The sequence below is a fragment of the Acidovorax sacchari genome (assembly GCF_042847045.1).
Classification (GTDB): Bacteria; Pseudomonadota; Gammaproteobacteria; order Burkholderiales; family Burkholderiaceae_C; genus Paracidovorax; species Paracidovorax sacchari.
Genome location: NZ_AP035783.1, coordinates 446,126 through 458,454 on the forward strand (window position 1 = coordinate 446,126; position 12,329 = coordinate 458,454).

General features: G+C 70.1%; 12 protein-coding genes. 2 read left to right on the forward strand and 10 right to left on the reverse strand.

What is annotated here, in order from left to right:
* Nucleotides 1–32: 32 nt before the first annotated feature.
* The 3 genes from ACGHC0_RS02020 to ACGHC0_RS02030 are packed head-to-tail and all read right to left on the reverse strand — an operon-like array spanning nucleotide 33 to nucleotide 2,122.
* Nucleotides 33–716 (reverse strand): response regulator, encoded by a 684-nt coding sequence (locus ACGHC0_RS02020; protein ID WP_415267311.1) that lies wholly within the window; start codon nucleotides 714–716, stop codon nucleotides 33–35.
* A gap of 2 nt (nucleotides 717–718) precedes the next feature.
* Nucleotides 719–1,354, reverse strand: a complete 636-nt coding sequence (locus ACGHC0_RS02025; protein WP_013592894.1) for a MarC family protein — start codon at nucleotides 1,352–1,354, stop codon at nucleotides 719–721.
* Between the two features lie 18 nt (nucleotides 1,355–1,372).
* Nucleotides 1,373–2,122 carry an SDR family oxidoreductase gene (locus tag ACGHC0_RS02030; RefSeq protein WP_368353792.1) on the reverse strand — a complete coding sequence of 250 codons (750 nt, stop codon included), beginning with the start codon at nucleotides 2,120–2,122 and terminating at the stop codon, nucleotides 1,373–1,375.
* Nucleotides 2,123–2,257: 135 nt separating this feature from the next.
* On the opposite strand from ACGHC0_RS02030, the gene ACGHC0_RS02035 reads away from it, so the two are divergent.
* Complete coding sequence (locus tag ACGHC0_RS02035; RefSeq protein WP_415267312.1) at nucleotides 2,258–2,947, forward strand: dienelactone hydrolase family protein; 690 nt, start codon at nucleotides 2,258–2,260, stop codon at nucleotides 2,945–2,947.
* Nucleotides 2,948–2,977: 30 nt separating this feature from the next.
* Here ACGHC0_RS02035 and ACGHC0_RS02040 read toward each other — a convergent pair whose 3' ends face one another.
* Nucleotides 2,978–3,871, reverse strand: coding sequence for a LysR family transcriptional regulator (locus tag ACGHC0_RS02040; protein WP_415267313.1), 894 nt, complete (start codon nucleotides 3,869–3,871; stop codon nucleotides 2,978–2,980).
* Between the two features lie 89 nt (nucleotides 3,872–3,960).
* On the opposite strand from ACGHC0_RS02040, the gene ACGHC0_RS02045 reads away from it, so the two are divergent.
* On the forward strand, nucleotides 3,961–4,920 hold the full coding sequence (locus tag ACGHC0_RS02045) for a DMT family transporter (protein WP_415267314.1): 960 nt from the start codon (nucleotides 3,961–3,963) through the stop codon (nucleotides 4,918–4,920).
* A 269-nt stretch (nucleotides 4,921–5,189) separates the two neighbouring features.
* On the opposite strand, the gene ACGHC0_RS02050 is transcribed toward ACGHC0_RS02045, so the two are convergent.
* The 6 genes from ACGHC0_RS02050 to ACGHC0_RS02075 all read right to left on the reverse strand — a co-directional run bounded on the left by ACGHC0_RS02050 (nucleotide 5,190) and on the right by ACGHC0_RS02075 (nucleotide 12,325).
* Nucleotides 5,190–6,758, reverse strand: a complete 1,569-nt coding sequence (locus tag ACGHC0_RS02050; RefSeq protein ID WP_368353796.1) for a DHA2 family efflux MFS transporter permease subunit — start codon at nucleotides 6,756–6,758, stop codon at nucleotides 5,190–5,192.
* A gap of 32 nt (nucleotides 6,759–6,790) precedes the next feature.
* Entirely contained in the window at nucleotides 6,791–8,053 is a 1,263-nt protein-coding gene (locus ACGHC0_RS02055) for an efflux RND transporter periplasmic adaptor subunit (RefSeq protein WP_368353797.1), read from the reverse strand.
* Between the two features lie 79 nt (nucleotides 8,054–8,132).
* Entirely contained in the window at nucleotides 8,133–9,704 is a 1,572-nt protein-coding gene (locus ACGHC0_RS02060) for an efflux transporter outer membrane subunit (protein WP_415267315.1), read from the reverse strand.
* Nucleotides 9,705–9,737: 33 nt separating this feature from the next.
* A complete protein-coding gene (locus tag ACGHC0_RS02065) occupies nucleotides 9,738–10,232 on the reverse strand; it encodes a MarR family winged helix-turn-helix transcriptional regulator (RefSeq protein ID WP_368353799.1) in 495 nt (164 codons plus the stop codon).
* A 127-nt stretch (nucleotides 10,233–10,359) separates the two neighbouring features.
* Complete coding sequence (locus tag ACGHC0_RS02070) at nucleotides 10,360–11,103, reverse strand: glutamine amidotransferase (protein ID WP_415267316.1); 744 nt, start codon at nucleotides 11,101–11,103, stop codon at nucleotides 10,360–10,362.
* Nucleotides 11,104–11,119: 16 nt separating this feature from the next.
* Nucleotides 11,120–12,325 (reverse strand): magnesium transporter CorA family protein, encoded by a 1,206-nt coding sequence (locus ACGHC0_RS02075; RefSeq protein ID WP_415267317.1) that lies wholly within the window; start codon nucleotides 12,323–12,325, stop codon nucleotides 11,120–11,122.
* Nucleotides 12,326–12,329: the final 4 nt, after the last annotated feature.

The following is a 12,329-nucleotide window of genomic DNA, read 5'->3' on the forward strand; positions in this document are numbered from 1 at the left end:
GGGGGATGGCGCGAAGCGCGTCAGGGGTGGCTTCATACCTCTAGTGAATAGCCCATGCCCCTGTGCGTGCGGATGTACTCGCGCGACGGGTCGGCCTCGCGCAGCTTGGCGCGCAGGGTCTTGATGTGCGTGTCCACGGTGCGATCGGTGCTCTCGCTGTCGCCGCCCCAGGCGCCGGCCAGCAGGGCATCGCGCGTGTGGATGCGGCCCGCGCCCGCGAGCAGCTGGGACAGCAGGCGGTATTCGCGGCGCGTGAGCTCCAGCGGGCGTCCGTGCAGGTGCATGCGCTGGCCGGTAGCGTCGTCATGGAAGGGGCCGGTGGCCAAGCGGGCATGTGCCACCGCAGGCACGGCGGCGCGGCGCAGCAGGGCCTTGGCCCGGGCAGCCAGTTCGCGCGGGCTGAAAGGCTTGGGCAGGTAGTCGTCGGCACCGAGTTCCAGTCCCAGCACGCGATCGATCTCTTCCCCGTGGGCGCTGAGCATGAGCACGGGCAGGGCGCTGCCCTGCTGCCGCAATTCACGCAGCAGGTCCAGGCCGCTGCCGTCGGGCAGGCCCACGTCCAGCACCAGCAGGTCGAAGCGATGGGCGCGCAGCAGGCCGCGGGCATCGCCCAGCAGCAGGCTGTGGCTCACTGCCAGGCCGTCGCGTTCCAGGGCGTAGGCCACTGTGCGCGCGATGGCCGGGTCGTCCTCCACGAGCAGCAGGCGTGCCGCCATGGTCAGCGCGCCACCAGCACGGGAAAGAGCTTGCCCAGCCCGTCGGCCATCACCTCGACCGCCAGAGCGGCCAGGATCAGGCCCATGAGCCGCGTCATCACGTTGATGCCGGTCTTGCCCAGCACGCGCGCGATCGGGTCGGCCAGTGCGAAGCACACCGCCGTGGCCAGGGCGATGACCACGCCATAGCCCACGAGCGCCAGGTGCTGCCAGAAGGTCTGCGCCCGGTCGGCGTAGATCACCACGGTGGACATGCTCGCCGGCCCGGTGAGCAGCGGGATCGTGAGCGGCACCACGGCGATGCTGTCGCCCTGGGCCGCCTTCTCGGCGCCTTCCTCCAGCTCGTGCGTGTGCGGTTTCGCTTCCGCGGGCTGGGCGTTGAGCATGTTCATCGCGCTGATGAGCAGCAGCATGCCGCCACCCACCTGGAAGCTCTGCAGCGAGATGTTGAAGAATTCCAGGATCTGCAGGCCCAGTAGCGCGCAGGCCGCGATGACGCAGAACGCGCTGAAGGCCGCCACCTGGATGGTGCGCTGCCGCTGCCGTGGCGAGAACCCGTCGGTGTAGTGAATGAAGAAGGGCACGATGGCCAGCGGGTTCACGATGGCCAGCAGGGTGATGAGGGGCTTGAGGTCCATGGAATGTCGGTGTCCGGTTCAGCGGCCGCCGGAAACGTCCAGCAGGCTCATGGTGGTGTAGCTCGCGGCGTCCGACAGCAGCCAGACGATGGATTCGGCCACTTCTTCCGGCGTGCCGCCCCGGCCCATGGGCACCTGGTGGGCAAGGTCGCGCACACGGTCGGGCAACCCTCCGCTCGCGTGGATCTCGGTATCGATCAGGCCGGGCCGCACCGCGTTCACCCGGATGCCTTCCGCGGCCACTTCGCGCGCGAGGCCCACCGTGAGCACGTCGATGGCGCCCTTGGCTGCCGCGTAGTCCACGTACTGGTGGGCGGCGCCCAGGCGGGCTGCGGCGCTGGAAACGTTGACGATGCTGCCGCCCTGGCCGCCGCGCTGCAGGCCCATGCGCCGAACTGCCTCGCGGGCGCAGTAGAAGCTGCCCAGCACGTTGATGTCGAACATGCGCCGCAGCCGCTGGCCGCTCATTTCGGACACGCGTGCCGGCACGTCCACCACGCCGGCATTGTTCACCAGGCCCGATAGCCGGCCCCACTGCGCGTCCACCGCCTCGAACAGCGCCACGACCTGCGACTCGTCCGCCACGTCCGCCTGGATGGCCATGGCTTCGCCGCCTTCCGCCCGGATGGCATCGACCACGCGCCCGGCCGCGGCGGCGTCGCGCGCGTAGTTCACCGCCACGGCCCAGCCATGCCGGGCGGCCAGCCGGGCGGTGGCGGCGCCGATGCCCCGGCTGCCTCCCGTCACCAAAACCACTTTTTTGTCCATGGGTGCGTCTCCTGCAAGAATGCCGTGGCGCGATTACAGCACTGCCGTGCCCGGCGCGGGCCGGCTGCTGCGATCGATTCCCGTCGCCCCCTCCCCCGGGGGCGTTCAACCCGTCCATACCGAAGGAGTGACAACATGGGCAGTTTCGTGGATCTGGCCTCGGCCGATGGTTTCAAGGTGCCGGCCTGGGTGGCGCAGCCCGAAGGCCGGGCGCGCGGCGCCGTGGTGGTCCTGCAGGAGATCTTCGGCGTCAACTCGCACATCCGCTCCGTGGCCGACCGCTATGCGGCCGCGGGCTACCTCGCGGTGGCGCCCGCCACCTTCGCGCGCGTGAAGCCCGGCGTGGAACTGGGCTACACCGAAGACGACATGAAGGAAGGTTTCGGCCTGAAGCAGCAGGTGGAGGCGCTGCCCGGTGCGGGCGTGCTGCCCGACATCCAGGCGGCCATCGACCATGCGGCGCAGCAGAGCGGCGGCAAGGTCGGCATCGTGGGCTACTGCTGGGGCGGCCTGCTGTCCTGGCGGGCGGCGTGCGAACTCCGGGGCCTGGCGGCCGCGGCCGTCTATTACGGCGGCGGCATCACGGGCGACCAGGAAGTGGCGCGCACCCCGCGCTGCCCGGTGATCGCGCACTTCGGCAAGCGCGACCACTACATCCCGCTCGAAGGCGTGGAGACCTTCCGCAAGGCGCACCCGGACGTCGAGGTGCATGTCTATGAAGCCGACCACGGCTTCAACTGCGACCAGCGCGGCTCCTATGACGCGCCGTCCGCGGACCTGGCGCGCGAGCGCACGCTGGCGTTCTTCGCGAAGCACCTGGGCTGAGGGCCGCGGGGGGTGGGAGCCGCCGATGCGTCAGGGCGATGGATCGGCGACGCCCCCGGGGCGGGCCAGTGTCTGCAGCATCAGCGCATGCATCGCGTCCACGGCGGCCGAGCGCTGCGATGCCTTGCTGCGCAGCGCCGCCACCTCCATGGCCTCCAGGGCCGGCAGCATGAAGCCCGCCGGCAGGTTGCTCAACACCTGCAGATGCGCAGGCACGCTGCACCGCGTGCACACCGCCACGGCCAGCCCGCTTTCCACGGCTGCCAGCTGGCCCGCCAGGCTGGAGCTGTGGTACACGATGCGGTAGGGCCGGCGCTGCTGCGCCAGGCCGTCGAGGGTGGCCGTGCGGGCCATGCTGCCGGTTTCGTACACCGCGATGGGCAGGGGGGCTTTGCGCCAGACCTCGTATTGCGGTGAGCCCACCCACACCAGGGGCTCCCGGAAAAGCAGACGGCCGCGCTGCGGCTTGTCGCGCGATACGAGGGCCAGGTCCAGCTCGCCCCGGACCACCTTGGGGATCAGCGAAGTCGACTGCTCGCACGTCAGTTCGATGTCCACCGCATGGTGGCGCCCGGCGAAGCTGCGCAGCAGGGGGGTGAGGTAGCGGGCCGCATAGTCGTCCGGCACGCCCAGCCGCACGCGCCCGGAGAGGTCCGGGCCGCACAGCGCGGCCTGTGCCTCGGCCTGCAGCGCCAGCATGCGCCGCGCGTAGCCGAGCAGTTCCGCACCCGCCGGCGTCACCTGCAGCTGGCGCGGTCCGCGCAGCAGCACGGGCTTGCCCAGCGTCGCCTCCAGCTTCTTGATCTGCATGCTGACCGCGGCCTGCGACCGGTGCACCACGGGCGCCGCCGCCGAGAGCGAGCCGGCATCCACCACGGCGACCAGGGCACGCAGCCAGTCGATCTGCAGGTCCGGAAATCCCATGGCTGCCTCTTCCATTCATTCGATGATCGAATGATAGTGTGGTGAACTATTTGCTTTACGGGATGCCTTCGCCCGAGGAGCATGCAGGCATGTCCCAGTCACCCTTCCGGCCACAGTCCCAGGCATTCCCCTCTCCGGCCGTCCACGCCCGCGAGCGGCGCCATCGGGAGTCTCAAGGCGCATGGCTGCTCGTCGTTGGCGGGGTGCTGCTGGGCACGGTCGGCGTGTTCGTGGAAGAGGCAGGCCAGCCGCCGCTGGTGACCGTGTGGTTCCGCTGCGTATTCGGTGCGCTCGCCCTGCTGCTCTGGGGACTGGCCACGGGCCGGTCCCCGGAACTGCGCATCCGGGGCCGCAGTACGTGGGTGGTCCTGGCGGCGGGCGGCTTCATGGTGATGAACTGGGCGCTGTTCTTCGCGGCCATTCCGCACACATCCATCGGTGTGGCCACCATCGTCTTCCACATCCAGCCCGTGTGGCTGCTGCTCTACAGCGCGCTGGTGCTGCGCGAGGCCGTGCCGCGCCGGCAGCAGTTCGCCACCGCGGTAGCTCTGGGCGGGCTGATCCTCACGACGGGGCTGTGGGGTGACGCCGTCCGCACGGGGCAGGGAGGCGCGCAATACACGACGGGGCTTCTGCTGTGCCTGGCGGGATCGCTGTGCTATGCCGGCGTGACCATCCTGGCCCAGCGGCAGCAGGGCGTCAGTCCCTTCGCGCTGGCGTGGTGGCAGTGCGCGGTCGGCGCGGTATCGCTCGTGTGGGCGCCACTCCTGTACGGCTGGCCCGGCCAGGCCGCGGCCTGGGGCTGGCTGGCGGGCCTGGGAGTGCTGCACACGGGGCTGGCTTACGCCATCCTCTTCGCGGGCATGGCACGCCTGCCGCTCAGCCGCATCGCGGTCCTGCAGTACGTGTACCCCCTCACCGCGGTACTGCTGGACGGCATGGTGTATGGCAAGACCCTCGGGGTCCTCCAGTGGGCGGGCGTCGGGCTCATGGGGGTGGCGCTGTGGGCGATCAAGTCGCGCCCCGCCGCTCCGCGCCAGAAGCGATAAATAATGAAAGCCTTCAGCGCAAATTCTTCCCTGGCGAGACTCTGCACTTCCACGGCAGATAGCGTCTGGCCGGATCACTGCAATGATCCACGCGCCTGCGCCGCGGCCCGCGAAACCGGCACAGCATCACCCGTCCGATGGCCGCGGAGCAGGCCATGCCAGCAGACGCCGTGGAACCGGCTTCGCCAGGCCACCGGCGTCGTCCCATGCCCGCCCTGCGCGGCAGGGCGAGAGCGGGGAAGCTGCGCAGTCGCTCAAAGGGGGGCTGCTCAATGCGCGCCAGCCGCCGCGTCCGCGCTGCCGGCACTGGCGCGCACCGGGTGGGCCAGCCAGACCAGGGGAATCAGCAGCAGGAACAACACGGCCGAGGCATAGAAGATATCGTTGGCCGCCAGCATGAAGGCCTGCTGGTTCACCAGCCGCTCGACCTGCGCGAGCGCCTGCTCCGCCGTCAATCCTCCTGCCTGCAGCCCTTGCAGCGTCTGCGTGACGGCCACTCCACCCTGCTGCAGGCCCTCGGTCAACTGCGCATGGTGCAGCGTGGCACGCCGCTCCCACAGCGTGGTGGACACGGACGTGCCGATGGCTCCGGCCGTGATGCGCATGAAGTTCGACAGTCCGGAGGCCGAGGGAATGCGCGCCGGTGCGATCTCCGACAGCGTGAGCGTCACCAGCGGGATGAAGAAGAACGCCATGGCGATGCCCTGGATGATGGTGGGCACCATGATGGTCGTCAGGTCCGCCTGCGTATTGAACCGCGAGCGCATCCACAGCACCAGCGCGAACACGAGGAAGGCGAAGGTCGCGAAACGGCGCGGGTCCACCTTGGCGATGTTCTTGCCCACCACCGGCGAGAGCACCAGTGCCAGCAGACCCACCGGCGCCATCACCATGCCCGCCTGCGTGGCCGTGTAGCCCATGTACTGCTGGAGCCAGAGCGGCAGCAGCACCACGTTGCCGAAGAACAGGCCATAGCCCACCGAGGTGGCGAGCGCCCCGGCCCAGAAGTTGCGGATCTTGAAGAGCGACAGGTCCACCACGGGGTGCTCCTCGCCGCGCTCCCAGACCATGAAGGTGATGAAGCCCACAACGGCCACCACGCCGCAGGCCACGACCCAGGGCGAAGCGAACCAGTCATGCTCCTTGCCAATGTCCAGCATCACCTGCATCGCCGCCACCCAGATGACGAGCAGGGCCAAGCCGACGGAGTCGATCGGCAGCGCACGCCGCTCGGACTCGCGCTTGTGGAAGATGCCCCAGGTGACGAGCACCGCAACAATGCCCACCGGCACGTTGATGTAGAAGATCCACGGCCAGGTCATGTTGTCCGTGATCCAGCCGCCCAGCAGCGGTCCCATGACCGGCGCGATGAGCGTGGTCATCGACCACATCGCCATGGCCAGCCCGGCCAGCGCCTTGGGGTAGCTGGAAAGCAGCAGCGACTGCGACAGCGGGATCATCGGCCCGGCCACGAAACCCTGCAGTGCGCGGAAGGCGATGAGCGTGGCCATGTTGGGCGCCAGGCCACACAGCAGCGACGCGATGACGAAGAGCGTCACGCTGGCCACGAACAGGCGCACCTGCCCGAAGCGCTGCGACAGCCAGCCGGTGAGCGGCACCGCGATGGCGTTGGCCACCGCGAAGCTGGTGATGACCCAGGTGCCCTGCGTGGGGCTCACGCCCAGGTCGCCCGCGATGGCGGGCAGCGACACGTTGGCGATCGACGTGTCCAGCACGTTCATGAATGTGGCCGCCGAGAGGGCCAGCGTGCCCCACATGCGCGCGCTGCCTTCGAGCGGTGGCGGCGCCAGGGGCGTTGTGTGGGTGGGAGAGGACATGGAGGCTCCGAAAGGGGAGGGCGCCGCCGCGGTCAGTGGGCCTGCGTCCGGCTGCCGGCGCGGGTGGCCGGCCCTGCATTGGCTGCGATGATGCGGGCCACTTCTTCGTCGGCCCCCTTGTCGAGGCCGGCATACACGGCCGTCTGCGCCACCGCCTCGGCACGCGGCGCGTCCGCCAGCAGCGCGCCTGCGCGGTCCTGGGTGTTCACCGTCACGTCCATGGACAGGCCCACGCGCAGAGGATGGTCCTTGAGCTGCTCGGCATCCAGGGCGATGCGCACGGGCACGCGCTGCACCACCTTGATCCAGTTGCCGGTGGCGTTCTGCGCGGGCAGCAGCGCGAACGCCGCGCCCGTGCCCACGCCCAGCCCGACGACCTTGCCCGTGTACTCCACCTTGCTGCCGTAGAGATCGGCCGTGAGCGTGGCGGACTGGCCAAGGCGCAGGTTGCGCAGCTGGTTTTCCTTGAAGTTCGCGTCCACCCACACGTGGCTGAGCGGCACGATGGTCATGAGCGGCGCACCGGGCGCCACGCGCTGGCCGAGCTGCACCGTGCGCTTGGCGACATAGCCGTCCACCGGGGCGGGCAGGGCCGTGCGGCGCTCGGCGAGATAGGCTTCGCGCACCTTCGCCGCAGCAGCGAGCACGTTGGGGTTCTCCTGCACAGGCACGCCCTGGGTGAGCGACTGGTTGCTGGTCAGCTGTTCACGTGCGGCTTCGACGCCGGCCTGCGCGGCGGCCAGGGCCGAGCGGGCCGCGTCCACCTGGTTTTGCGCGTGCTGCAGCTCCTCCTTGGAGACCGCGCCATTGCCCGAGAGGGATTGCCGGCGCTTCAGGTCTTCCTGGGCGCGCGCCACGTCCGACCGCGCCTTGGCCACCTCGGCCTGGCGCAGCGTGATCTGCGCATTCAGCGAACCGTTGTTCACGTACACCGTGCGCGCCTGCCGCACGGCCTGGGCCAGGCCCGCCTCGGCCTGGGCAAGCGCCACGCGGGCATCGGCCGGGTCCAGCTGCACCAGTGGTGCGCCGGCCTTCACGAAGTCGGTATCGTCGGCCATGATGGACATCACCGTGCCGCCCGTCTGCGGCGTGATCTGGATGACGTTGCCCTGCACGTAGGCGTTGTCGGTGCTCTCGTAGTGGCTCAGGACGAGCCAGTCGTACAGGCCCCACCCCGCGCCGGCCACGACGACCACGGCGGCGAGGGCCACGAGGGTCTTGCGGCGGCGGGCCTTGGCGTCCTGCGCGGTGGCCGGGGCGTTGGAGGGTGCGGAAGCGTTCTGGGGTGCGTTCATGGTGATGTCTCCCCGCGGGACGGCCATCGTCCGCGCGGCAAGGGTTCGGAGAGGAAGCGGATGGAAGGAGGCAGGAAGGTCAGTGAGCGGTGCCGGATGCGGCGGGCGCCTGCGGGCCCGCTGCCAGGACGGGAGCCTGCGAGGCATAGCCGCCGCCCAGTGCCCGCGCCAGGCGTGCCTGGTTGTCCAGGCGGCGGGCCGCGAGATCCACGGCCTGCCGGCGCTGCTGCAGCACGCTGGTTTCGGCGGTGAGCACGTTCAGGTAGTTGCCCAGGCCGGCTTGGTAGCGCTGCTGGGCGATGGCGTAGGCGCTCTCGGCAGATGCCTGCGCTTCACGCTGCTCGGCGGCCTGCTGGTCGATGGAGCGTGCCGAGGCGATCTGGTCCGCCGCCTCATGCAGCGCATCCAGCAGGGTGGCGTTGTAGCTCTCGACCGCGGCATCCACGTCGGCGGCCTTGCCGCGCAGGTTGGCGCGCAGCCGGCCCGCCTCGAAGATCGGCAGCCGGATGGCCGGGCCCACGCCCCATTCGCGACTGCCGCCCTTGACGAAGTTGTCCAGCCCCAGCGAGGCCAGGCCCACGAAAGCCGTGAGGCTCACGTTGGGATAGAACTGCGCCTTCGCCACGGCCACGTCCTGCGTGGCGGCTTCCACGCGCCAGCGCGCAGCGGCGATGTCCGCACGCCGGCCCAGCAGGTCCGCGGGCAGCGCGGCGGGCAGGGCGATGGCATGCAGGGACGACAGCGGCGGCGGCACCAGGGCCTGCGCGGCTCCGGGCTGCCCCACCAGTGCGTCCAGTGCATTGCGCGCCATGGCCGCCTGCTCGCGCAGCGCCTCGATCTGCTGACGCGCCTCGGGCAGGCTGCCTTCGCTCTGGCGTTCTTCCAGCCGCGTGTCCAGGCCGGCCGCCACGCGGTCACGCACCAGCGACAGCGTCTGGGTGCGCTGCTCCAGGGTGCGCTGCGCCACGCCGAGCTGGGCCTGCACCCGTGCGAGTTCCACATACTGCCGCGCCACGTTGGACGCCAGCAGCACCCGCGCGGCCTGCGCGTCGGCGATGGCTGCATTGGCGCTGCCCACTGCGGCGTCGATGGCCGCGCGGTTCTTGCCGAAGAAGTCCAGCTCCCAGTTGCCCGTGAGGCGGCCCGTGGCGCTGTTTTCCGTGCTTCCGCCCAGCGGAGGCGGATAGATGGAATTGGCGCTGTAGCGCTGCCGGGTGGCGTCCAGGCTGCCATTGACCTGCGGGCGGTCTGCGGCGCGCGTGGCCTCCGTGAAGGCCTGCGCCCGGGCGATGCGCGCCTCTGCGAGCTTCAGGTTGGGGCTCTGGGACAGGGCCTGGTCGATGAGCGCATCCAGCTGCGCATTGCCGAAGCCGCGCCACCAGTCGGAGGCCACGGCCGGGTCGGCGAAGGCCCGCGCGGCATCCGCCGTGCCCTGCGCCTGTGCGGCCAGGCCCAGGGAGGCCGCATCGCGCATCCGGGCCTGGGGCGCGATGCCGGACATGTCTGCGCAGGCCGTCAGCCCCAGCAGCGCGAAGGCGAGGGTGCCGACATAGAGCGCCACCGCCTGCCAGCGGGGCCCTGCGGTGTCGCTGGCCGGTTGGGCTTGCGGCGCGGCGGCTGCGGAGGAGGAAGGAGCCAGAAGGTTTTTCATGTTGTGTCGTGCTCTCGGGAAAGGGGGGAAGGCTTACCGGCCGTCGGGCGGCGGCGCCAGCCGCGTGGTGAGGTTCTCGTAAATGCGGGCCAGGTAACGGCGAAATGCGGCGGCTTCCGCATCGCTGAAGCCGTGCAGGGCGGTGCGCTGGAGGTCCTGCAGCAATTCAGGCAACTGGGCGGCGGCGGCGTGGCCTTCTTCGGTCAGCGCGAGGTTGACCACGCGGCGGTCTTCCTGCGAGCGTTCGCGGCGGCACAGGCCCTTGGTCTCCAGCCGGTCCAGCAGCCGCGTCATGCCGCCGGCATCCAGCTGGCAGACGCGAGCCAGGGCGGCGACCGTGCTTTCCTGGCCCGACGCCAGGAAGATGCGCAGCAGGGGCCGCCATTGCGCATCGGTCAACCCCAGCGGTTCCACCCGGCGGTCCACCTCGCTGCCCATCAGGTTGACGATGCGGCGCATCTGGTAGCCGATGCTCTGCTCTATCAGCTCGGGATTCACGGAAGGCTTGGCGTCGTGGGTTGAATGCATGCCGCAACATTAATTGACTGGTCAAATAATGTCAAGTCTTTGATTGCGGCGCAGCCCCGTCGGTGGGCCCAGGGATGGAAGGGGGGCGCCTCCTCCGGCCGATGGCTGGAGGAGCCCGGGAGTGGCGTCAGGCTGTCCGGCGGTCCAGGCAGAACCGGGCGAAACGGCCCAGCAGCGCGGCCGCCACCGGTGTCGCGCAGACGTGCCCGCGCAATGCTTCGGGGTCGTGGCTGGTGTGGCGCAGGTCGGCAGCCAGCATGTCGATGTAGCCGCGCATCGCATCCGGCGCGAATTCGGGATGGAACTGCACCCCCCACGCGCAGGGGCCGACCCGGAAGGCCTGGTGCGGTTCGAATGCATTGCCCGCGAGCCGCACCGCCCCGGCAGGCAGGCGCCTCACCGATTGCCGGTGCACCACCTGGGCGCCGAAAGCGCCGGGCAGCGCGGCGAAAAGTGCGTCGCCGCACGTGGCATCCGGCGCCGTGCGAACCTCCACGGTACCGATCTCCCATCCTTCCGGATGGTCCTCCACCTCACCGCCCAGTGCGTGCGCGAGCAATTGGTGGCCATAGCAGATGCCCAGCACGGGCGTCTGCGCCGCCACGGCGCGGGCGAGCCAGCCGCCCAGTGCTTCGCTCCAGGGCGCCCGGTCCGTGACCATGGCATGCGACCCGGTCACCACCACGCCGGCGACGGCATCGGGTTCGGGCATGCCGTCGCCCTGCGCCGCATCGATGGTGAGCACGGGTGCCGCGGTGCCGGCCAGCCCGGCCTGCACCCAGTCCTCGAAGTCGCCCAGGTGCTCCCGCAGCGCCGGGAACGTGCCACCGGTCCTGGCGATCACGATGGGCAGCGGCGTGGGTGACGGCATGGGACTGTGCTGGCGGTCAATGCTGGCCGGTACGGGCGAGATAGCGCTTGCGCCAGAACAGCGCCACCAGGGCGATGGCGATCACCGTCATCGTGGCCATGGCCCACCAGAAGCCGTCCTGCTTGTGGATCAGCGGAATGAACTCGAAATTCATGCCGAAGATGCCGGCGATCAGGTTGAGCGGCAGGAACACGGCGGTGAGGGCGGTGAGCGTGCGCATGATGTCGTTGGTGCGGTTGCTCTGAACGCTGAAATGCATCTGCACCGCGGTTTCGGTGCTCTGTTCCAGCCGGCGCACGTGGTGCACCACCCGCTCGATGTGTTCCAGCACGTCGCGGCTGCGCACCTTGAGCAGTTCCAGTTCGCGCAGCGCGGCGATGTTCTCGGGCAGTGCCCAGGTCTCGAGCGTGTCCACCCAGTCCTGCACGGCAGCCCGCTGGTCCTCGCAGATCTCGTCGAGCTGGTGCAGCGTGAGCCGTGCATCGAGCAGAGCGCTCCAGTTGGCGAAGCGCCCGCGCGGCTTGAGCAGTTCGGCCTGCCAGTGGTCCAACTGGCGGGAGAGTTCGCGGCGCAGGTCCAGGTAGTTGTCCACGATCAGGTTCACCACGCGGAGCATCAGGTCCGCCGGGCTGGTCGGCAGGCGCGAGCCCGGCACGGGTCCGGTGCGCATGTCCCGGGCCTGCGTTTCCGAGGCCGGGCCGCCCTCGGCCGCGGGTGCAGGCTGCGTTGCCGTGAGCAGGCGGGCGGCGAATGCGTCGCGCACGGTGCAATCGCCCGGGTGCACCGACAGCAGCACCTGGTCGAAGACCGCGAACCCCACGGGGCTGGTGTCGATGCGACGCAGCACGGGAGGCCCGGCGCGCCGGGGCGGGGCCAGCCCCGTCAGGCTGGGCACTTCCGTCGTATCGCATTGCGTGGCGCTCAGCCGCCGGAACACCATGACGTCGTACTGGGACGTGTAGTCGTAGTGCGACGGCAGTTGGGCGTTCAGCAGGTCGGATACATGCAGATCGACGAGTTGCAGGCCCGCCAGGGACTGCAGCGCCGCCTGCAGCGCCGGCAGCCGCTCGCCGAAGACGGCGCGAGTGCATGCGATCCACACGAAGCCCTGTGGGGGAATGCGCTGCGGGATCGCATCCAGCTCTTTCGCCCCCTGCGGTCCGATGTGGAATACGCGGATCGCTCCGGAAGCGTCCAGCGTCACGGGGCGTGCTCCCGGCATCCGG

Bases quoted from the DNA above. Each gene is read 5' to 3' on its own strand.
- ACGHC0_RS02020 (WP_415267311.1), bottom strand. From the start codon at position 716: ATGGCGGCACGCCTGCTGCTCGTGGAGGACGACCCGGCCATCGCGCGC.
- ACGHC0_RS02025 (WP_013592894.1), bottom strand. From the start codon at position 1,354: ATGGACCTCAAGCCCCTCATCACCCTGCTGGCCATCGTGAACCCGCTG.
- ACGHC0_RS02030 (WP_368353792.1), bottom strand. From the start codon at position 2,122: ATGGACAAAAAAGTGGTTTTGGTGACGGGAGGCAGCCGGGGCATCGGC.
- ACGHC0_RS02035 (WP_415267312.1), top strand. From the start codon at position 2,258: ATGGGCAGTTTCGTGGATCTGGCCTCGGCCGATGGTTTCAAGGTGCCG.
- ACGHC0_RS02040 (WP_415267313.1), bottom strand. From the start codon at position 3,871: ATGGGATTTCCGGACCTGCAGATCGACTGGCTGCGTGCCCTGGTCGCC.
- ACGHC0_RS02045 (WP_415267314.1), top strand. From the start codon at position 3,961: ATGTCCCAGTCACCCTTCCGGCCACAGTCCCAGGCATTCCCCTCTCCG.
- ACGHC0_RS02050 (WP_368353796.1), bottom strand. From the start codon at position 6,758: ATGTCCTCTCCCACCCACACAACGCCCCTGGCGCCGCCACCGCTCGAA.
- ACGHC0_RS02055 (WP_368353797.1), bottom strand. From the start codon at position 8,053: ATGAACGCACCCCAGAACGCTTCCGCACCCTCCAACGCCCCGGCCACC.
- ACGHC0_RS02060 (WP_415267315.1), bottom strand. From the start codon at position 9,704: ATGAAAAACCTTCTGGCTCCTTCCTCCTCCGCAGCCGCCGCGCCGCAA.
- ACGHC0_RS02065 (WP_368353799.1), bottom strand. From the start codon at position 10,232: ATGCATTCAACCCACGACGCCAAGCCTTCCGTGAATCCCGAGCTGATA.
- ACGHC0_RS02070 (WP_415267316.1), bottom strand. From the start codon at position 11,103: ATGCCGTCACCCACGCCGCTGCCCATCGTGATCGCCAGGACCGGTGGC.
- ACGHC0_RS02075 (WP_415267317.1), bottom strand. From the start codon at position 12,325: ATGCCGGGAGCACGCCCCGTGACGCTGGACGCTTCCGGAGCGATCCGC.